This window comes from Methylocystis sp. MJC1, from assembly GCF_026427715.1.
Taxonomy (GTDB): domain Bacteria; phylum Pseudomonadota; class Alphaproteobacteria; order Rhizobiales; family Beijerinckiaceae; genus Methylocystis.
In genome coordinates, this window is the sequence record NZ_CP107558.1 from 207,038 (window position 1) to 226,792 (window position 19,755).

The window sequence follows — 19,755 nt, forward strand, 5'->3', positions numbered from 1 at the left end:
GGTGGACGAAGCGCCTTTCGAGCGCCGCGTCGCTTTCCAGAGTCTGTCCTCTACGCGGTCCTTTTGCCTGAACGTTTCCGGGGCGGTTTCGCCTTCGGCGCCGGCGCGAGCCGGTCTCTCCCGCGAAAGAGGTTACGGGCAGAAAGATGTGCTCGATTCCGCAATGCGTCAAGGCGGCGGCGCGCGACATTTTTGATCGTATTTGCGAGTCGGGGGGCAGCGCGGCTATTCTTTGGCCGCCTTTTCCGCGCATGGCCCGCGGCGTCATGCTTTCTTCTTGGCTTCAACCGGGCGCTGTGGCGAATGTGGCGTGAGCAGTTGGACTATTTCTGGGACGGTCGGCGACGGCTTGTCATTGGTTGCTTCGAGGGCGCCGAGCGCGCGCCTCCGCTCGGCCCCCGTCCCGCGCTGACCCTCGTTTCGGCGCGCGACCCTGGCTTCGAGATGGAGCCGACGCTCGTCGATGTGATCGACGCGGCGCGTTGGCGCGCTGGGGTCGTGATCGTCGACATTCCGCTCGAACATCGTTTCGTTCGTCTGCTTGCGTCCGACGGTGGGGAGCTGACGCTTCTTCTAGGTTCGGAGCGCGATCAGCCGCCGGAGGCCGATTATCGCCTGCTGATGACGCTGTTGCCCGAGGGCGGCGGCGCAGAAGCGGCTACATTCCGGCTCGTCCCGCTTTCCGCGCGCGGAGATATGGAGCGGCTGGCGCGCGAGCAGACGGCCTCGGCCGGCCCGCGCCTCATCTGGGCCTTCGGCCAGCGCCGGGCTTTCGAGCAGAGCGCCAACGGCGCCCTCGTGGCGAGACTCGCGCCGGCGCGCCGTATTTTCCCTGCCTATCAGAGCCGGCTGCTGCTGGAGGCGCGCGGGCTCGATATGGAGGCTTCCGCCGACACTCGCGAGGCGCCTTTCGCCATCATGCAGCATTGGCTGCGCGAGAATGGCGCGCCGCGCGCCATGCTGCGGCTGCGCATTCCCGATTCTCTCGAGGAGAGTGCGACAATGCTCGGCGGCGCCAGCGTCGCTCTCGTCCTCAACCAACGCCGTCGCCTGCGTGGCTGGATGCATGAGCAAAAGCAGGCCGGCGAGCCGGTCATTGACCCGCTGACCTTCGACGATATTCGCGAGGCGACGGGCGACGCGTGCGAATGGCCGGATGCGGCGGAGGGGAATGAGGCGATCGTCGTCGCCAACCTCCTCAATCTTTTGCTCGATCCCGATTCGCCAGAAGCCGATGGCGTTGCAGTGCGCCGCAGCGTCGAGAAAAATGGCGCGGGATCAGGCGAAACGATCGAAATCGATTTCTATGGGGCGGCGCTTGGTGACGATTTGGGGCTCGTGGCGCCGGCCGCGCGGCAGGGCGATCTCGCCATTGCGCCGGTCGATCCCGGCGGCCCGCTCGTCGTGCGGCTCTTTCGTTTCGAGGCCGATGGGCTCGTTCCCCGGCGTCTCGGCGAGGACGATCCGCTCGTCGAAGAGCTGACGCGGCGCGCGGCCCAGTTTGCCGCCCGCACGAATACGAGCGCCGCCGCCCGCGCCTTTGCCGAGCGCGCGGCCGGGTTGAAAAGCCGGCGCGAGAAGCTCGTCGCCGGGTTCAACGAGGGGCTGGCGCGCGCGGGCTTTTCAGGGCGATTCTCGGCGGCCGGGCTGTGGGACGTGTTCGAGCCTGTGCAAATGGCGAGCTTCGTGACGCTCGCGACGCAATCGCCGCCGCCGGCGCGCGCTGCGCTGCAAGAGATGGGCGCTTATGGCGCCTATGGCGTCGATCCGGCGGTTGCGGCGGCGCTCATGCGCGGAGGCCCGCTGGCGCAAGGCGCGCGCGTCATGGCGGATTCGCGCGGCGGGGCGTCGCTCGCCGCGCGCTATGCGGCTGCCTGCGGCGCAGAGGGAATGACGCCCCCTGGCCTCGACGTCGGATCGCAAGTCGCTGCGCTCGTCGCTCTGTTGCAGGAAGAGGATATGTCCGCCTTGCGCGCCGCGCGCATCGGCTTGTCGCCGGACGCCGCCGTGCGGCGCGCTGCGTCTCTTGCCGCTCGGCGCCTCGCGGATATGACGGCGGTCGAAGGCGCCGTCGCCCATTTCGAGAAAAGCCGAGACATGGAGAGCGCCTCGGCGCTTGCGGAATATCTCGTCGCCCGCCGCGCCGGCCGTTGGATTTCCGCGACCTCGGCGCCCGCGCTTGCGTCGCTCGTGGCGCGCGCCGATGTGGCGCGCGAGGCGGAGCAGACGCGCGTCGCCGTCGGCATGAGCGCCGCGGCCGCCGCGCCGCCGCCGTCAACGCTCGCCGCGACGCCGCCTCCGCCCGACAAGCCCAAGGGCTTCTTGCGGCGGTTGTTCGGCGGGTAAGCGCTCGCGGCCGACCCGGCCGTTTGATGATTGTTGAAGCTCAGTTCGCTTGCTTCTGGCGCGAATGTTTGCAGGAGCACGCCGCTCCCTCGGCACAGACCGCGGCCGTCATTGCGAGGAGCGTAAGCGACGAAGCAAACCAGGGCGGCGACCGCGGCTCTGGATTGCTTCGCTTCGCTCGCAATGACGGCGACATGCTTTCTCGCCGTGGCGGAATGCAGGCCCGTTATAATTTGTCCTTGAGTTTTTTTGCTTCCGATTCGACGGAGCGCCAAGCGTTGCGCAGCTTTGTCACGAATGATTCGCTCGGCGTTTTCTTGCAGTTGTCGATGACGATCGGAACGACTTTTTCCGTCCCCTCGATGTCGACAATGGAGTCGGGCTTGCCGTTCTTGGCCTTGGCCGTCGCCCAATAGACGACCTTGGGCTGGAATTCGTCCTGGACAGAGAGAAACTCCTCGCAGGCCCATTTAGAGACCGGCTTTTTCGTGTCGGCGACCGCCGCCTGGGCGGCGAGGACGCAGGAAGCGAGAACGAAATAACGTAACTTCATGAAACGCTCCGGGATCAAGTTAAAAGAAAAATGCGCCGGGAGTTGCCGAGGTTGGTCTCCTTGCATATCGGAGCATAAGCTGAGGCTGGCGACAATCCGGCAGGCAGTCGGTTGGAGCGCTGCGCGAGTGCAGGATCGGGACTGAGTTAACGTCTCGTTGACGCGCAAAGAACACGTTCTGTTCAATTATTCGGTCGAACCGCTGGTTTCGTAAGGCGCAATCCCGATACGACACGCCGGACGAGATTCATTGTTTACGTCCTCCTAACCGCGACATCGAAGACGCGGGAGCTGAAGTTGAACAATGTCTCGGCCGTGATAACTTTCATCGCCAAGCTGGGCCGTTCATCCCACCCCAGCTTTCCCTCAATGAGGCCCCCAATGATTTTATCGAAAAAACTGTCGCTCGCCGGCCTGGCTTTTTGCGGCCTGGCACTTGCCCCGGTCGCCGCGCTCGCGCAGACGGCGACCGTCGGCACGCTGCAATGTCATCTGTCGGGCGGGGTCGGAATGATCCTGGTCGAAAACCAGGCGGTCGACTGCGTCTATAAAGGCCAGTCTGCGCCGCCGCAGCATTATGTCGGCCGGCTCACCAATGTGGGCGCGAATATTGGGATCAGCGGCCCTGGTCAAATGGTGTGGGAAGTGGTGACGGCGACCAATAAGGTCGGTCCGGGCGAGCTGGCCGGCGATTACGCGGGCGCGCAAGGATCAGTGGCGGTCGGGGCCGGGGTCGGCGGCGCCGTCCTGGTCGGCGGCTCCAGCAATTCCATTTCCTTGCAGCCGATTTCGGTTTCCGCCGATACGGGGCTGAATGTCTCGGCCGGCGTCGGCAATCTCAATCTGCAATATATGCCGGTGACGCCGCCGCCGCCGTTCCATCTGCTGAAGCTGAAAAAGGCTCACTAAATCAGCATCTGAAAGCAGCAGGGCAGCTCGCATGGAAACATGCGAGCTGTATCTTTTTCAGGGCATCACGCGCTTTCTGCTCTCAGCGGTCGCGCGGCGGCAGGACCGGCAGAACGATTTCGGGCTGTTTCCCGGTCAGCGTCTTCAGAAAAGCCACGACTTTCGTCGCCTCGTCGTCAGACAGCTTCGCGCCGAGCTGCGTCTCCGCCATCACCGTCACCGCCTTCTTCAAATCGAAGGTCGAGCCCGTATGGAAATAGGGCGGGGTCATTTCGACGTTGCGCAGCGACGGGACCTTGAAGACATAACGGTCCGCGTTGTTTTTGGTCACGGCGTAGCGGCCGGCGTCCTCGGAGGGCAAATATTCGGGGCCCGGATTGGCGACAACGCCGAATTTGGCGTAGCTCGCGCCGCCGATATTCACGCCATTGTGGCAAGCCGCGCAGCCCTTGTCGATGAAGAGCTTGAGGCCGGCCTTCTGCGTGTCGTCGAGCGCCGCGTCGTCTCCGGTCAGCCAGCGATCGAAGGCCGAATCGGGGGTGATCAGCGTCGCCTCGAAGACGGCGATCGCTTTGCCGATATTATCATAGACGAGCGGGTCCGCCTCGCCGGGGAAGGCGGTCTTGAAGGCCTCCACATAGGAAGGCACGGCCTTGAGCTGATCGATTTCGAGCTGCTTGGTGGCGGCGAGTTCGACCGGATTGATCGCCATCGGCCCGCCGCGCGTCTTCAGCACAGCCTTGGGATTGGCCATGACTGAATTGACGACCTGATCTTGAAGATCGGCCGTGCGGCCGTCCCAATACTGCGATTTGTTGAAGACGGCGTTGAGCACCGTCAGCACGTCGCGCCCGGCAAGCTGGCTGCTCGCGATCGCGTCGACGCCGCTCATAGTGAGGTTATGGCAGGTGGCGCAGGACATGTCGCGGCGCCCGGACAGGCGCGGCTCGAAATAGAGCATCTTGCCGAGCGCGAGCTTCTCGGGCGTCGCCGGATTGCCTGGGAGCGCCGGCGCGGCTTTGGGGATTGGCTCGAACAGGCCCTTTGCCTGATCGCGCAACGCGTCCTCGGCATGGACGGCGCCGGCGCCGAGCGACAGAAAAGCAAAGATCGAGGCGATGAGGGAATGACGCATGTTCGAGCCCATCTCCTTGGAAGAGGAAATCGCTCTATAGCACAGCTCTTTGCGCGCGCCTTATTGGCTCGCCCATAAAATCCGCGCCATCCAGCTCACCTCCTCGCGCGGCACGATGCGGTCGGGATAGGCCGGATTGATCGAACGCAATTCGATCGAGCGCGTCGTCTGGCGTTTGAGCTCCTTGGCCATGATCTCCCCGGCGGTCGTCTTCACCACCACGCGATCGCCGCGGCGAATAGGCGCAGCGGGAGAGACGAGGACGATGTCGCCCTCGCGATAGAGCGGGGCCATCGAGTCGCCGGAAATCTCGAGCGCATAGGAGTGCTCGTCGGCGTCGGCGAGAATGTCGATCTCGTCCCAGCCCGCGCCGACCGCGAACCCTGAGTCATCGAAAAAGCCGCCCTCGCCGGCTTGCGCCATGCCGATCAGCGGGTGGGTCTGGCGCCGCGTCTCGCCGCTCGCGGAGACCAGCGCCATGAAGTCGTCGAGGCTTGCGCCCGTCGCCTGCAGAACCTTGGCGATCGATTCGGTCGAGGGCCAACGCTGGCGCCCGCTCGGCGTCTCGCGCTTGGAGCGGTTGAAGGTCGTCGGATCGAGCCCCGCCTTGCGCGCGAGGCCGGAGGGCGTGAGCCCATAGCGCTTGCCGAGCGCGTCTAGGGCCGCCCAGATCTGGGCGTGGGAGAGAATGTCCGTCATGGCGCGACCGAGTTGGGAGGGGATTGTTCCTGCAATAGGAATATATCCTTGTCTATCCGCGCGGCAAATAGGAAAATTGTCAGGAAGAACGGGGCTTTGAAAGTCTACGCATCCTCGCCTGCTTCCTTCACCGGTCGGCCGGCGATACGGCGACGCGCCTGCTCGCGCTTGATCTTGTTGCGCCTCTCCGTCTGGCGCGCGCGGGCCTCTTCCCCCGTGGGCTGGAGGATTTTGCGGTAATCGTCACGCTTCTCATGGATCGAGGCAATAACATAGCCCATGGGGACGCCGACATCGACGAGCACCGTCTCGGCGAGCTGCAAGCTCGCCTCGATCGTCTCGGGGATGGCGTCGCTGGCGCCGAGCGCATAGAGGGTCGTGGCGTGGCGCGCGTCGCGGGCGCGGGCCACGATGATCAAATCGGTCCTGATCTCGCCAGCGATGCGGACGATCTCCTCGACCGCCGTCGGGTTCTCGATGGTCACGACGAGGGCGCGCGCCTGCTCAAGGCCGCAGCGGATCAGGAAGTCCTTGCGCGCGGCGTTGCCCCAATAAATCTCGACGCCCTTCTGGCGCGCTTCGGTGACGATGGAGACGAGATTCTCCACGGCGACAAAAGGCACATCGTGGCGCGACAGCATGTCGCCGACCAGGCTGCCGACGCGCCCATAGCCCACGATCAGAACGCGGCCTTCGGCGACGGGGTTCTCCGGCTCGAGATGCGCGAATTTCGTTTTATTGCTTGCGCGCTCGGCGGATTGCGAGAGCCGCGCGCCGAGGCGCCCCAGGAAGGGGATGAAGAAGATGCTCAGCGTCACCACGACCATGGTCTCGGCGCCGTTGTGGCCCGGCAGGACGCCGGCGAGCATGGCGGCGGTGAGAAGCGCGAAGGCAAATTCGCCGCCAGGCGCGAGCAACAAGGCCGCTTCGGTCGAGGTCCGCCAGTCGATCCGGAACAACAGCGCGAGCGAGAAGATGATCGCCGCCTTCACCGCGATGAGCCCCAGCGTATGGATGATCGTCGGCGCGGGATCGGCGACGACCGCGCCAATGTCGAGCTCCGCGCCCACGGAGACGAAGAAGAGGCCGAGCAGCAAGCCTTTGAAAGGCTCGATCGTCACCTCGATCTCGCGACGGAACTCCGTCTCCGCGAGCAGCAGGCCGGCGATGAAGGCGCCGAGGCCCATGGAGAGGCCGGCCGCCGCCGTCACCAGCGCTTCGCCAACGATCACCAGCAGGCAGGCGGCGACGAAAAGCTCCGCCAATTGCGCCGCGGCGACGAGACGGAACAGCGGCCGCAGCAGCAGCCGGCCGAAAACGATGAGGCCGGCGAGCGCGACGAAGGCAGGCAGGAGGGTGTAGACGGCCTGAAGCGCGTTGAAGCCATTTTTGGCCTCGGCCAGGACGGTGACGAAGAACAACGCCGGCGCCACCATCAAATCCTGCAGCAGCAGCACCGAGAAAGCGACGCGCCCCGGCGATTTGTTCACGCGCCGACCTTCGGAGAGCACCGGCATCACCACCGCCGTCGACGACATGGCGAGGGCGACGCCCATCAGGATCGAGGGCGCGGCGTCGACGCCGAACCAATAGCGCCCGACCAGCGCCAGAACCGTCGCGCAAACTGCGACCTGCGCGAGCCCCAGGCCGAAAACGAGGCGACGCATGCGCGCGAGGCGCTCCCAGGAGAGTTCCAGACCGATCATGAAGAGCAGGAAAACGAGCCCGAATTCCGCGAGCCGGCCCACGCCCTCGACATCGGCGATGGTGAAGTAGGTTAGCCAGGCGTAGCGCTCGGCGAGGCTGCCGAGCCCGTGCGGCCCGAGCGCCGCGCCGGCGAGGAGAAAACCCAGCACCGGGCTGACCCGCAGGCGATGGAACAAAGGCACGACCACGCCCGCCGTTGCCAGAAAGACGAGCGCCTCGCGATAGGATTCGAGATGTAATGGATTCTCGCCCACGAGGCCTCCCCATGCCCGCTGATTCGATGAAGCGAATGTAAAGGCGACGGCGCATTTGGCGAGACGGACGAAGCCAAAACCTTGCTGGCGGGATGCACAAAAAAACGCCGCCCCAAAAGGGCGGCGTTCAACTGCGCTCGATCAGTTCGATTATTGGGCGCTGGCGGCCTTTGTTTCCTTGGCGTGCGGCTCGAGCGACGCCTGCGGCTTGACGGCCGGCGCAGCGCTGACGCGGGTCCAGGTCTCGCCGCTGCAAAGGATGCCCCAAAGGCAGCCCTTCAGCCGCAGCTCATTTGCGGATTTGATGGTGATGGAGCCATCATAGGTCTTACCGTCCTGCGCATTGTAGAGCTTGCCTTTCCACTCATTTGGCCCGCTCTTCGAGGCACCGCGCAAAATCACTGTCCCGATCGATTTTTGATCCTCGGGGTTTGCGACGGCGATGAGCTTGGCGCAGAGCTGCGTCCCGCAGTCGTAGAAGCTGAATTGCTCGCCGCCCTCCGGGCGCAGCCAGACGCCGTGCGGATCGTTGGGATCATTGGGGGCGACCGCTCCCGCCGGAGCGGCGAGAAGCGCCAAGGCGGTGGCTGCGGGCATAAGACGCGCGAAGAGATCGAAGACTGGGATACGCTTCATGTCGATCGCTCCTTACTCGTGGCGATGAGTGAAAGGTCCCCCTTCAAATGGGCGAATCTTCGACCGCAATGAGACGTGGGCTGGACAAGCTTGCCGCCGTAGCTTCGGCTTGAATGGCGCCTCTCGCTATGGCTGCAGAAGGCGACGATAGACGTCGAGAGTCGCGCGCTGCATCTGCTCGACCGAAAAACGTCTCTGCACATTGGCGCGGGCGCGCAGCATCAGCTCGTCGCGCGACGAAGCCGTTAACGCCAGCGCTTCGCTTACCGCATATGCAAGGGCGGCGGGATCGCCCGGCGGCACGCGCCAGCCTGTCGCCTGATGGCGCGGCGTTTGCGGCGGCGCTTGCACGATTTCTGGGGAGGCGCCGATGTCAGAGACGATGACAGGCGCGCCCATCGCCTGGGCTTCAATCGCAACGCGGCCAAAGGCTTCGGGCTCGGTCGAGGGCGCGACGACAACAGCGGCCGCGAGATAAGCGGCCGGCATGTCGTCGCAATGGCCGGCATTGCGCACGAGATCTGCAACCCCTGCCCGCATGATCTGCGTCTCTATCGCTTGGCGGAAACTCTCGCTGTGCGGATCGCCGACGAAGAGAATGCGAATGTCGGCAACGCCTTCAGCGGCAAGGCGCTTGGCCGCCTCGATCATCACCGCATGGCCCTTGCGCGCGGCCAGCCGCGCGGGCAGGAGCACGACGCGTTCATGCGCCGCTACTTTCCATTGAGCGCGCAATCTTCTGACGCGCGAAGCCGACACGGCGTCCGGGGAAAAGACACGAAGATCGGCGCCGCGCGGGATGATGACGACGCGTTCGCTGGATTCAGGATGCAATTTGCGAATGCGTTGCGCCGCGAACTCGGAAATGGCGATAACCGTGTCGCCCACCGCCATGATGGCGTTGTAGCGCAGCTTGATTGGGGAAGCGCCGTAATAGGCGCTGTGATAGGTTGTGACGAATTTCACGCCGGTCTGGCGCGTGGCGTAATAGGCGACCCAGGCGGGCGCCCGCGAACGCGCGTGGACGATGTCAACGCCCTCGTCGCGAAGGATGCGCGCGAGCTGCACGGAATTGAGCGCCATGGCGAATGGATTCTTGGTGGCCGCCGGGAAGGGAATCCAAATTCCGCCCTTGGATTGCAGCTCGCTGACCATGCGGCCGCCGCGCGACGCGACGAGACAGCGCCCCCCGGCGAGGGCAAGCGCTTCCGCCATATCGATCGTGGCGCGTTCCGCGCCGCCCGATTGCAGGTCGGGGACAATTTGCAGCACCGTTTTCCCGACCAGCGATTGGTCGGCGGCGGCGGTTGCGGGAGGGGCGAGCGTTTGCGGCATCGAGGGGCGGGCGACCAGTTCCAACTTCGTGAGGCCGCATTCTCTTACGAGATTATTTACCAACTATGAGCAAATGGCGGCAAAACAAGCGCGCGGCCAAACCGTGCTTAGCTGCATCAACGAAAAATAAGAGATGAGCTTGACCCAAACAGACGACGTCGACTTTCTCGATGTAGCGAATCCCGCTGGCGGCGCGCCCTGGCGCATCGCAAGGCGGCGACGACATGCGACGAGCGCCGGGCGCGGCGCGCCAGGAGCTGTCTGGCTCGGCGGCTTCGCGTCCGATATGGCCTCCACCAAGGCCAGCTATCTCGACGCATGGGCGCGCGAGAGGGGGCGCGCCTTCCTGCGTTTCGACTATTCGGGTCATGGCGAATCAGAGGGACGGTTCGAGGAGGGCTGCATCGGCGATTGGCTGGAGCAGACGACGGCCGTCTTCCTGCAATCGACGCAAGGCCCCCAGATCGTGGTCGGTAGCTCCATGGGCGGATGGCTCGCGCTGCTCCTTGCGCGCTGTCTTGCCGCAAGAGGCGAGGAGGGCCGCCTTGCAGGTTTTGTCCTGATTGCGCCCGCCGTGGATTTCACGGAGACGCTCATATGGGTGAATCTCGATGAGGCGGCGCGCCGGGACATCATGGAGAAGGGGGCCTGGGGCCGCCGGTCCGAATATGCGCCCGAGCCCATGCCGATCACGCGTCGGCTGATCGAGGACGGGCGCAAGCATCTCCTGCTCGGCGGGATCATTCACGCCTATGCGCCCGTGCATATTCTGCAGGGCATGGCGGACACGGACGTTCCCTGGCGTCACGCCATGACTCTCGTCGAACATCTCTCGGCGGATCCCGTGACGCTGACTTTTGTCGCCGACGGCGACCATCGCCTGTCACGCCCGCAGGATCTCGCGCAGCTCGCCGCGGCCATCGAGTTGATGAGCGCGCCGAGCGCCGGCAAGGCGGCGCGCGATCTCTTCTCCTGAGGGTGTTAAAGCTTCATTAAGGATAATGAACGCCCCGTTCGCATTCGCATCTTTTTATTAAGTTCGGAAAAGGAGTTTAGCGCCGCCGTAGGCGCCATGAAAGGCGTGGTAAGCGGCGAAGGGGCGAGCGATCGCCTACAGACAAATGAGTTGTCTCGAACATGCGCGCTTCTTTGTTTCTGTTTGTCAGCGTTGCATCCGCGCTCTCGATGGCGGTTGGACCGAATGCATGCGCCGCTGACTGGTATACTGGCGCGCCGAACGACGGCCCGCCCGCGCCGAAGTCGCCGCGCGCTGCGATCGACATCTCCTTCGACGGCACGACGCAGTCGGCGTTTTCCGCTGCGGTCATCGGCACCATTGCGCCTTTCACGCCGCTCGACCGCAGCGGCTTCCGCTTGCGGGCAGGCGGCATCGTCGGCAGCTATATCTATAATTCGGCCTATGTCGGCGGCGTCCACGGCAATCTTATCGGCGGCGCTTTCCTCATGGGCTATGAGTGGGTGTCCAAACAGGCGACGGTGGCCGTCTATGCCGGCGGCGAGATCGTCAATAACTCGATCTCTCCCAACGACCCCAACAACCAGGCAAAGGGAACGAGCGCCGGCTTGAAGCTCGCGACCGATTTCTACGTCACGCCGACGGACGCGACGATGATCGCCGGCGTCTTCTCCTATTCGACGAACTTCAATTCATACTACGGGCGGTTGAAATTCGGCATGGCCCTCGCCGATCGCGTTTATATTGGACCGGAATTTGGCGCGCTGGGCGACAATTTCTTTCAGCAATGGCGTCTTGGCGGGCATGTCACCGGCATCAGGCTCGGCATGCTGCAATTCGGCGCAGCGCTTGGTTTTCTCAACGATCGCGTTCGCGGCGGCGGGCTTTATGGGACAGTCGATAGTCGCGTGACCTTCTGAGCAAGAAGGTCGGTCTGACAGACTCGAGCATATCGTTAACGCAGCCTTAGCTCAGTTTGTCTACAATTTAATCCTGGACGATGTGGGGTAGTTTGATGTCCGCGTTGCGTGCAGTCGCATGGATTGCGACGGGTGTGCTGGCGATGGCGTTGTTGACGCAGCCGGTCAGCGTACAGGCTCAATTGTCATTGAGCATCACGATTATTGCGGCACTTCTGCTTCTGTGGCGCTACGGCCGGAGCCCCTTCGCCCGCCATGCTTATCTCGCGCTCTCGGGCTTCATCGTCATCCGCTACCTTTATTGGCGTTTGACGTGCACGCTGCCGCCCGCTTCTGATCCTTTCGGTCTCTCCTTCGGGCTTATCCTTTTGACGGCGGAGCTTTACTGCGTCGCCATCCTGGCCATCAGCCTGGTCGTCAATATCGATCCGATCAAGCGTGCGCCCCTCTCGCGCCGCGCGGAGGAGGACCTGCCGACGGTCGATGTCTTCATCCCGACCTACAACGAGGACGAATATATTCTCGCCACGACCGCGGCGGCGGCGCTGTCGTTGGATTATCCAAAGGAGAAGCTGACGGTCTGGCTGCTCGACGACGGGGGAACGGACCAGAAGTGCAACGACAAAAACCCTCTGAAAGCCGAAGCCGCGAAGCTGCGCCGCGCCTCGCTGCAGGAATTGTGCAAGCGGCTCGGGGCGCGTTACCTCACGCGCGCAAGAAACGACCATGCCAAAGCGGGCAATATGAACAGCGCGCTCGCCCATGTGAAAGGCGATATCGTCGTTGTCTTCGACGCGGATCACGCGCCTTTCCGTAACTTCCTGCAGGAGACAGTCGCCTATTTCATCGACGACCCCAAGCTCTTCCTCGTGCAGACGCCTCACGTTTTTCTCAATCCGGACCCGATCGAAAAAAACCTCAGAACCTTCGATCGCATGCCTTCGGAAAACGAAATGTTTTACTCGATGACGCAACGCGGCCTCGACAAATGGGACGCCTCGTTCTTCTGCGGTTCGGCGGCGCTGCTGCGCCGTTCGGCGCTGATGGAAGCCGGCGGTTTTTCGGGCGTCACGATCACAGAAGATTGTGAAACGGCTTTCGAGTTGCACGCCAAGGGCTATTCGAGCGTCTTCGTCGACAAGCCGCTCATCGCCGGCCTGCAACCGGAGACTTTCACATCTTTCATCGGACAGCGCGTGCGCTGGTGCCAAGGCATGCTGCAAATCATGCTCTTGAAAAATCCGGTCTTCAAGAAAGGGCTGAGGCCTATCCAGAAGCTCGGCTATCTCTCGAGCATGACCTTCTGGTTCTTTCCATTTCCGCGCCTCGTCTTCATGCTGGCGCCGCTCGTTTATATCCTTTTCGATATCAAGCTCTTTGTCTCGAACGTGGACGAGGCGGTCGCCTTCACGGCGACTTATATGATCTCAAATGTCATGCTGCAGAACTATCTGTTCGGCTATGTGCGCTGGCCCTGGATTTCAGAACTCTACGAATATTGCCAGGGAGTTTTCCTGAGCAAGGCGATCGTTTCGGTGATCTTGAACCCGCACAAGCCGACGTTCAACGTCACCGCCAAGGGCGTCACGCTCGAGAACGATCATCTGTCCGAACTCGCGCGGCCGTTTTTCATCATCTATCTGCTGCTGCTCGCGGGCTCGCTCGTGGCCGCCTTCCGCTATGTGTTCGAGCCGGGCGTGAGCCATTTGATGTTCATCGTTGGGCTCTGGAACACCTTCAATCTCATCATGGCGGGGGTGGCGCTGGGCGTCGTTTCCGAACGCAAGCAGCGCGACCGCCACCCACGCCTCACCATCAAGCGCAAGGGCTGGCTCGTTTTCGGCGCGCAGCGCGTCGCAGTCGAAATCATCAACGTCTCGGTCGGCGGTTGCGGCGTGCGTCTCCTGGAGGAGATGCCGCCCATGCTGCTCGAACACGAAGACACGCGCATGCGTCTCGTCGTCGAGACGATCGGCGGCATTGTTGGCGAGCGCAGCCTGCGGCTGATTTTCCGCCGCGCCCCGACGACCTTGGGTGGCGCAGAGTTTTTCGGCTGTGAGTTCGACACCATGCAGTCGGAAGAATATGTCGTCCTCGCAGATCTGATGTACGGCGATCCCGAGGCCTTACCGCGCTTCCTGCAAAGCCGCCGCAAGCATAAGAGCCTTTGGACAGGCACCGGCCAGTTCATTTGGTGGGGCGTCGTCGAGCCAATCCGCGCCTTCGCCTATCTCCGGAAGACAAGGGCGAACGGCAAATCGAAAGTTGAAACCCCGCCCGTGCTGCCGCCAATCGCCTCGACGGCTTGGTTGAGTCGCCTCGTCCGGCAGGCTGTCGAAGGAGAAACAAAGCTCAAGGAAGAAGAGGCGATTGCGCCGGCGAGGAAATCTGCGTGAGCGCGCGTCTTTCCACCCGCTTGTGTGGCGCATTCCGCGCCTTTGCGGCTGCTTGCGTTTTCTCGCTCGGTTCCTCCCCGGCTTTGGCGCAGCCGATATTCCTGACGGCGCCGCAGGAGATATCTCACGTCGATCGCCCGCCGGTCATGGCTCCGGAGGCGGCCCAATGGCTGCCCGCGATTGCCGGGCAAGCAGTCCCGCCACCGCCTCAAATGTCACGACCGGAGCAGAAGCCGCGCGCAACGATCCTGCGGCATCTTGCCAATAATGTTCAGGGCTATCGCCTCGTGGGGGAAACCGGCTCGTCGGAGTGGCCGATTTATCTGACGGACAAGCAGGCGCGTCGGCGGCTGCAATTCCAGCTCGGCTATCTCTCCGCCATATCCGTCATGCCGGAAGCGTCTCGACTGACGCTTCTGATCAACGATCAACCCGTCGGCGCGACGGCCATCACAGCCGTGCAGGCAGTAAAAACAGTCGCCTTCGATATTCCCCCGAGCCTACTTCGGGCGGGATTCAACTCGGTGCGTATCGCAATGGAGCAGCGTCATCGAGTCGACTGCTCGCTGGAAGCGACGCGAGAGTTGTGGACGCAAATCGATCCCACGCGAACCGGCCTCATCGTCGATGAAGCCGACGCGGAGATCGACGCCATTTCCGATCTTGGCGCGCTACCCACGGATGAACAGGGCGCATTGCCGCTGCGCGCCGTCATCGCCGACCATCCGGCGACGAAAGATCTGGATCGCATGCTGCGCGTCATGCAGATTGTCTCGATCATTGGACGTTTCGAGCAGCCGGTCGTGGACGCCGGCGCGCTGGCGGGCGGGCGCTATGGCGCCAATCTCCTGGTCGGCACGGCCGCCGAGCTCGCCGCCATTGTCGGTCCGCCGATGGTGGGCGTCGTCAGCAAACCGCGCGCCTTCGTGCTGCCCGCGACGCCCCAACGGCGCACCACGATTGTTGTGACGGGGGCAAATGCGCAGCAGGTCGACGAGGCGATCAAGCAGTTCCTCGTCGCTGCTAGTCCGAAAGGGGCGGCGGCGGGCCTGCGCGCCGCATTGGCCTTCCCAGGTTATCGGGTCGAAGGCGGCCAGCGCATCAGGCTGGGCGACATCGGCGTGAAGAGCGCCGAATTCGACGGGCGCTTGTTCCGCGTCGCATTTAACGTCGTCATGCCGTCGGATTTTTATCCGGCGGATTACGGCCGCGCGACTGTGCGCGTGGCGGGTGGTTATGCGCCGGGCCTCGCCTCCAAGGCGCAGCTCGTCATGAATGTGAACGAGCGCACCGCGGTCACTCTTCCGCTTTTGAGATCGTCGGGAGAGGTTTTCAAGGACAACCCTTTGCCTGTGCCGCTCGGCTTTCTGCGGCCTGGCCTCAATCGCATCGAGATCGAAGCGCATGTGCCGGCGCCGGCCGACGAGCGCTGCGAGACGTTCGCCCTGCGCGACGCGCCGAATCGTTTTCTTTTCCTCGATTCGACCGAAATCGAAATCCCTTCCATCGCCCGAGTTGGCCGCCTGCCCGATCTTGCCGTGACGGCGACGGGCGGCTTTCCCTTCTCGACCTCGTTGCGTCGATCGAAGCTCTACATGCCGCGCCTCGACGCCAAGACGATTGGCGCCGCCGCGACTTTCGTCGCCCATCTCGCCGTTGTTGCAGGCCGCCCGATCGATTTCGAGATCACGCAGACGCCGCCGCTCGCAAGCAAGAGCCCGACGCTCGCCGTCGCGCCTTATGACGCGCTCGCCCCGGCGCTGCTCCGCAAGCTGGACATGCCCATCGACGATCTCGCGCGCGTATGGGACGAGAAAATCGGCGCACCCGCTGAATCCAAGAAAGAAGCGGCTCGCAACCGGCTTGCGCTGCAGAGCAACTTCCCGATGGCTTGCCACCCCTGGCGATCCATTGGCGGCTTCCGAACCATGCTCGAAAACGTCGATCGAACCGCCACCGGCGCGACGCGGAGCGAGGATGACGCCGGTCCCGCCACAGCGCTGAGCGACGATGGCGAGGGCGCGCGGGACCTCTTCCAGGAATGGGACGCGCGCCTGCGCAACGAGAGTCGCTTCAACGCGGCCTTCAGCTGGCTGCGGCGCGTCGGAGAATGGGGCCGCGCCAAATTCACCGACGCGGCGGACATATTCCGCCGCTTGGAGCCGGCCCCAGTGGCGGTGTCCTCGCAGACAACGCTTGCGCTCGGCCAAAACATTCTCGATGGCGCAAATGAAAATGTCTGGACGGTGGTGACCGCGCCCAACGCCGATGCGCTCGCAGACTCGGTCGCCTGTTTGGTCGACCCGCGCGTATCGCGTCAGATCACAGGACAAACGGCGCTGCTCGACCTGTCCTCGGCGAGGATCGATGCCGTTCCCGTCGCGAACCCGCGTTTCGTGATGACGCAGCCGCTCTCGGTCGGCAACGCGCGGCTCATCGCTGCCGGCTGGCTCTCGCTTCACGCCCTCTATTACGTGGGGGGGGTCCTTGCGGTCGGGCTCCTGCTGGCGGTCACGACGCGGCTCTTCGTGAAAAATGTCGGAAGGAGGACATCGTGACGCCTCTGCCGCGCGCACGCGCTCTGGCGCTTTTCTTAGGTCTGGCCACGTCGGCCTGGGCTCAGGTCGCGCCGCCAGCCCAGCCTGCCGCCAATCCTGAGACTCCGGAGGCGTCTCCGAGGCTTGTTCTCGACGCGCGCGCGCAGGCGCTCGGCGGCGCGCTCAAAACGCCCCAGATGTGGCAGGCCTACAAGGCGCGCTTCATCACTGAGCAAGGCCGCGTCATCGACACCGGCAATAATCTCACCAGTCATAGCGAAGGCCAGGGCTATGGCATGCTGCTCGCGGTGGCCGCCAACGACCGGCCGACTTTCGATCGCATCTGGGGTTGGACACGCGCCAATCTCATGGTGCGCGACGACGCATTGCTTGCCTGGCGTTGGGAGCCCGGCAAGCGTCCCGCCGTCGCCGATATGAACGACGCCTCGGACGGCGACATTCTCGTCGCCTGGGCGCTCGCGGAGGCGGGGGATTTCTGGAACGACATGAGCTATCGCGTCGCGGGCCGGCGCATCGCCGTTGAAGTGGCCCGCAAGCTGGCGCTGTTCAAAACGAAAATGGGTGCGATCCTGCTGCCGGCGGTTTCAGGCTTTCACCAAAGTGACCGCCGTGACGGCCCGATCGTCAACCTCTCCTATTATATCTTCCCGGCTTTCGCGCGATTGAAGCTCGTCGCGCCCGAAGTTGATTGGCCGAGGCTGACGCAGACTGGCCTCGATCTTCTGGACGCAACGCGCACGAAGCCCGAGGCGTTGCCGCCCGATTGGATGTCTCTGAAGGACTGGAGCGTAAAGCCGGCGGAAGGACTTCCCGCGCAATTCTCCTACAACGCCGTGCGCGTGCCGCTTTACATGGCCTGGGCGGGCATCGGCAAAAGCGAGCAATATGCGCCTTTCATGGCGCTCGTGAAGAAGACGCGCGGGGCCTTGTCGATCGTAAATCCGAATGGGACCGAAGGCGGCCGGTTCGACGGCGTCGGGGTCGGCGCGATCGGCGCATTGACGGCCTGCGTCGTCGAAGGCGCGAAGGCGCCTGCCCAAATCTTCGTGCTTGCGTCCTCCGACAATTACTACCCTGCAACGCTGCAAATGCTGTCACTGATCGCCATGCAGGTGAGGTATGCGTCATGCCTGCGATGACGCCTCGTCTCTTTTCCTGCGCCGTCGTGTTGACGCTGCTTGCGAGCGTCGGCTATGCGGCGCCGCTTCAAGGCGTGACGACACAAGAGACGCTGCGCGCCCCTCAAGCTCAAAAGACGCCGTTGTCGGAGATCGCTCCGGCCGATCCTAAGTCGGCTCTCGACGGCAAGCCGAAATCGCGCGCCGCGCGAGCGCGGCTGCAAATCCCGCTTGTAGGCGACCCTGTTGCTCCCGACGATTTTGCGCTGCGTTATTACGCTGCGCAGAAACAGTCTGCGCGCGTCGACGCGGAGCTTGCGCGTCTGCACGCGCTCTATCCGAATTATGAGCCGCCCGCCGATTTATACGAGGCGCCGGCTTCGAACGTCATCGACGAGGAGCCGTTCTGGGTTCTCTATGCGGCGGACAGGCTCGACGAGCTAAAGGCGGCCATAGCCGCGAAGGAGCGTGAATTTCCCGGCTGGCGGCCTTCTGCCGATCTCGCGTCCAAAATGCGACGCAAGGAGCTGCAACTCGAGATCGCGTCGCTCTGGAAGGCCGAGAAAATTCAGGACCTCGTCGATTACGCCAAGAAGGAGGACCTGAGCCAGATCTCGGACCAGGTCGACGTTCTTTGGACGATCGCGGACGCCTATGCGCGCGCCAAGCAGAATGGCGATGCGGTCGATATGTTCAAGCGTATCATCGCGACGTCCAAAGACCCGCAGATCCGAGTGGCGACAATCCAGAAAGCGCTCGCCTCCTTGCGCATGGCCGACGTCGAGACGTTGCTCGCCGCCTTTCCCGGCGCGTCCGAGGGGACGAATGAGTTCGCGCAGATCGCCATCGACGTCGCGCGCGCCCGCATCGCCGCCTTCTTGCATGACGCGCGGCCGGAGGAAGTATCCGCCGCCGACATGCAGAAATTCGAGGCCTATGCAAGAAATAGCGGCGACGCCAACCAGTTGGGCCTCGTCGCCTGGTACGATTACAAGCGCCGCGATTTCGCGGGCGCGCTCGAGTGGTTCAAGCTCGCGATACAAAGCGACGGCGACGCGATGATCGCCCACGGTCTTGCGCATTCGCTGCGCGCGCTCGACCGCAAGCGCGAAGCGGAGGAGGTCGCCTACGCGTGGCGCGAGCCGCTCTCCAACAATATGATCCTTTTCCTCGATCTGCTCGAAACAGACCTTACCCGCGAAATCCCGCCCTATATCGAGGCGGACCGTCTCGCGCGCTACGCCAGGGCAACCATGGAGGCCGGATCGGGCGAGGGCGCGCAAGCGCTCGCCTGGTACGCCTATAACAGCTGCCAATGGGACGTCGCCCTCTATTGGTTCGAGCGCGGCGTCGCCTGGCTCCCCAAGGACGCCACCGTCTATGGCTATGCTCTGACGCTCCAGCGGCTGAAGAAGGACCAGGCGCTGTACGAGCTCGCCAACCGCTATGACGGCCTCTTCGCCGAGGTCATCGGCATGCTTTTCCCGGATGGCGGCTACCATCCGCCGACGCCCTGCGATCAGAAGGGAAACCAAAAGCTCCATGGGGCGGGTCTGCGCACGCCCGGCTTCCCGGCGCCCGGCCCGGCGATGATACCGGGCGCCGCGCCGAATTATGCGCGCCAGGAAATCGAGGCGTCGCCCAGGAACGCCAGCTATCCGGTCGGCTTTTTGTCGGGCCAGGAGGATGCCCGTCTCCAGGGAATAATGAGGGGCCTCAAGGGACGATTCCCGTCGCCCGTCGCGCTCGAAAATCCGCTGCGCTTTCGGCCGCTGCCGTTGCCTTCGCTCGTCGCTCAGCGCCCGCCCGCCATGGGGCTGCCGCCAGCGGCCGACAGCCCATTGCGCAAGGAGCCGGCTGCGCAGCCAGCCCCCCTCGTCGCGCGTCGCGTGCCGGGCGTTGGCCCTATGCCTTACGAGAAATACGGTTTCAACCTGCTTGCCGGCTGGAACGGCCAGGAAACGGCGAGCTGGCCGACCTATTCGCAGCAGATCGCGCCGCCTGGCACGCAATGGGCCGAGCAGGAGGCCGATCCCGCCAAGGCCGGCATTGCGCTCTTCGACGCCCGCAATCCGGCGAACGCCCGGGGACTTCCTCCGGGCGGGCCTCCAGCCGCGACTGGCTACGGCCAAATGCGGCCTCTCGGTTACGCCCTTCCCACACGACCGCCGGCCCCCGCCTACGGCCAATACCCATCGCCCGTGAGCCGCTGA

At 63.8% G+C, this 19,755-nt stretch carries 14 protein-coding genes and 1 riboswitch; of the genes, 8 read left to right on the top strand and 6 right to left on the bottom strand.

Annotated features, from left to right (window positions below; translation table 11 throughout):
- Positions 1 to 45: 45 nt before the first annotated feature.
- Positions 46 to 133, bottom strand: a riboswitch (glycine riboswitch).
- 170 nt (positions 134 to 303) lie between these two features.
- A complete protein-coding gene (locus tag OGR47_RS01030) occupies positions 304 to 2,346 on the top strand; it encodes a hypothetical protein (RefSeq protein WP_165054926.1) in 2,043 nt (680 codons plus the stop codon).
- Positions 2,347 to 2,572: 226 nt separating this feature from the next.
- Here the strand turns inward: OGR47_RS01030 and hdeA are convergent, their stop codons facing one another.
- Positions 2,573 to 2,899: an acid-activated periplasmic chaperone HdeA gene (gene hdeA, locus OGR47_RS01035; protein WP_165054925.1), complete on the bottom strand. Its 327-nt coding sequence runs from the start codon at positions 2,897 to 2,899 to the stop codon at positions 2,573 to 2,575.
- A 381-nt stretch (positions 2,900 to 3,280) separates the two neighbouring features.
- Between hdeA and OGR47_RS01040 the strand changes: the two genes are divergently transcribed.
- Positions 3,281 to 3,808: a DUF992 domain-containing protein gene (locus tag OGR47_RS01040; protein ID WP_165054924.1), complete on the top strand. Its 528-nt coding sequence runs from the start codon at positions 3,281 to 3,283 to the stop codon at positions 3,806 to 3,808.
- Positions 3,809 to 3,890: 82 nt separating this feature from the next.
- On the opposite strand, the gene OGR47_RS01045 is transcribed toward OGR47_RS01040, so the two are convergent.
- From OGR47_RS01045 to OGR47_RS01065, 5 genes are all read right to left on the bottom strand, one after another.
- The gene (locus OGR47_RS01045) at positions 3,891 to 4,943 is read right to left on the bottom strand and encodes a cytochrome-c peroxidase (RefSeq protein WP_165054923.1); all 1,053 of its coding nucleotides are present in this window, start codon (positions 4,941 to 4,943) and stop codon (positions 3,891 to 3,893) included.
- Between the two features lie 60 nt (positions 4,944 to 5,003).
- The gene (locus OGR47_RS01050) at positions 5,004 to 5,642 is read right to left on the bottom strand and encodes a LexA family transcriptional regulator (protein ID WP_165054922.1); all 639 of its coding nucleotides are present in this window, start codon (positions 5,640 to 5,642) and stop codon (positions 5,004 to 5,006) included.
- A 104-nt stretch (positions 5,643 to 5,746) separates the two neighbouring features.
- Entirely contained in the window at positions 5,747 to 7,603 is a 1,857-nt protein-coding gene (locus OGR47_RS01055; protein ID WP_165054921.1) for a cation:proton antiporter, read from the bottom strand.
- Positions 7,604 to 7,753: 150 nt separating this feature from the next.
- Complete coding sequence (locus OGR47_RS01060; RefSeq protein ID WP_165054920.1) at positions 7,754 to 8,239, bottom strand: DUF2147 domain-containing protein; 486 nt, start codon at positions 8,237 to 8,239, stop codon at positions 7,754 to 7,756.
- 126 nt (positions 8,240 to 8,365) lie between these two features.
- Positions 8,366 to 9,574, bottom strand: coding sequence for a glycosyltransferase family 4 protein (locus OGR47_RS01065; protein WP_165054970.1), 1,209 nt, complete (start codon positions 9,572 to 9,574; stop codon positions 8,366 to 8,368).
- 133 nt (positions 9,575 to 9,707) lie between these two features.
- On the opposite strand from OGR47_RS01065, the gene OGR47_RS01070 reads away from it, so the two are divergent.
- From OGR47_RS01070 to OGR47_RS01095, 6 genes are all read left to right on the top strand, one after another.
- Positions 9,708 to 10,550: an alpha/beta hydrolase gene (locus OGR47_RS01070; RefSeq protein WP_165054919.1), complete on the top strand. Its 843-nt coding sequence runs from the start codon at positions 9,708 to 9,710 to the stop codon at positions 10,548 to 10,550.
- Between the two features lie 161 nt (positions 10,551 to 10,711).
- Positions 10,712 to 11,470, top strand: coding sequence for a cellulose biosynthesis protein BcsS (bcsS, locus tag OGR47_RS01075; protein ID WP_165054918.1), 759 nt, complete (start codon positions 10,712 to 10,714; stop codon positions 11,468 to 11,470).
- A 95-nt stretch (positions 11,471 to 11,565) separates the two neighbouring features.
- A complete protein-coding gene (gene bcsA / locus OGR47_RS01080; protein WP_165054917.1) occupies positions 11,566 to 13,866 on the top strand; it encodes a UDP-forming cellulose synthase catalytic subunit in 2,301 nt (766 codons plus the stop codon).
- Complete coding sequence (locus tag OGR47_RS01085; protein ID WP_246729802.1) at positions 13,863 to 16,424, top strand: cellulose biosynthesis cyclic di-GMP-binding regulatory protein BcsB; 2,562 nt, start codon at positions 13,863 to 13,865, stop codon at positions 16,422 to 16,424. Before bcsA ends, OGR47_RS01085 begins: the two co-directional genes overlap by 4 nt.
- Positions 16,421 to 17,563: a glycosyl hydrolase family 8 gene (locus OGR47_RS01090; RefSeq protein ID WP_246729801.1), complete on the top strand. Its 1,143-nt coding sequence runs from the start codon at positions 16,421 to 16,423 to the stop codon at positions 17,561 to 17,563. Before OGR47_RS01085 ends, OGR47_RS01090 begins: the two co-directional genes overlap by 4 nt.
- Positions 17,560 to 19,755: a hypothetical protein gene (locus OGR47_RS01095; protein ID WP_267270095.1), complete on the top strand. Its 2,196-nt coding sequence runs from the start codon at positions 17,560 to 17,562 to the stop codon at positions 19,753 to 19,755. The genes OGR47_RS01090 and OGR47_RS01095 overlap by 4 nt, the downstream gene beginning before the upstream one ends.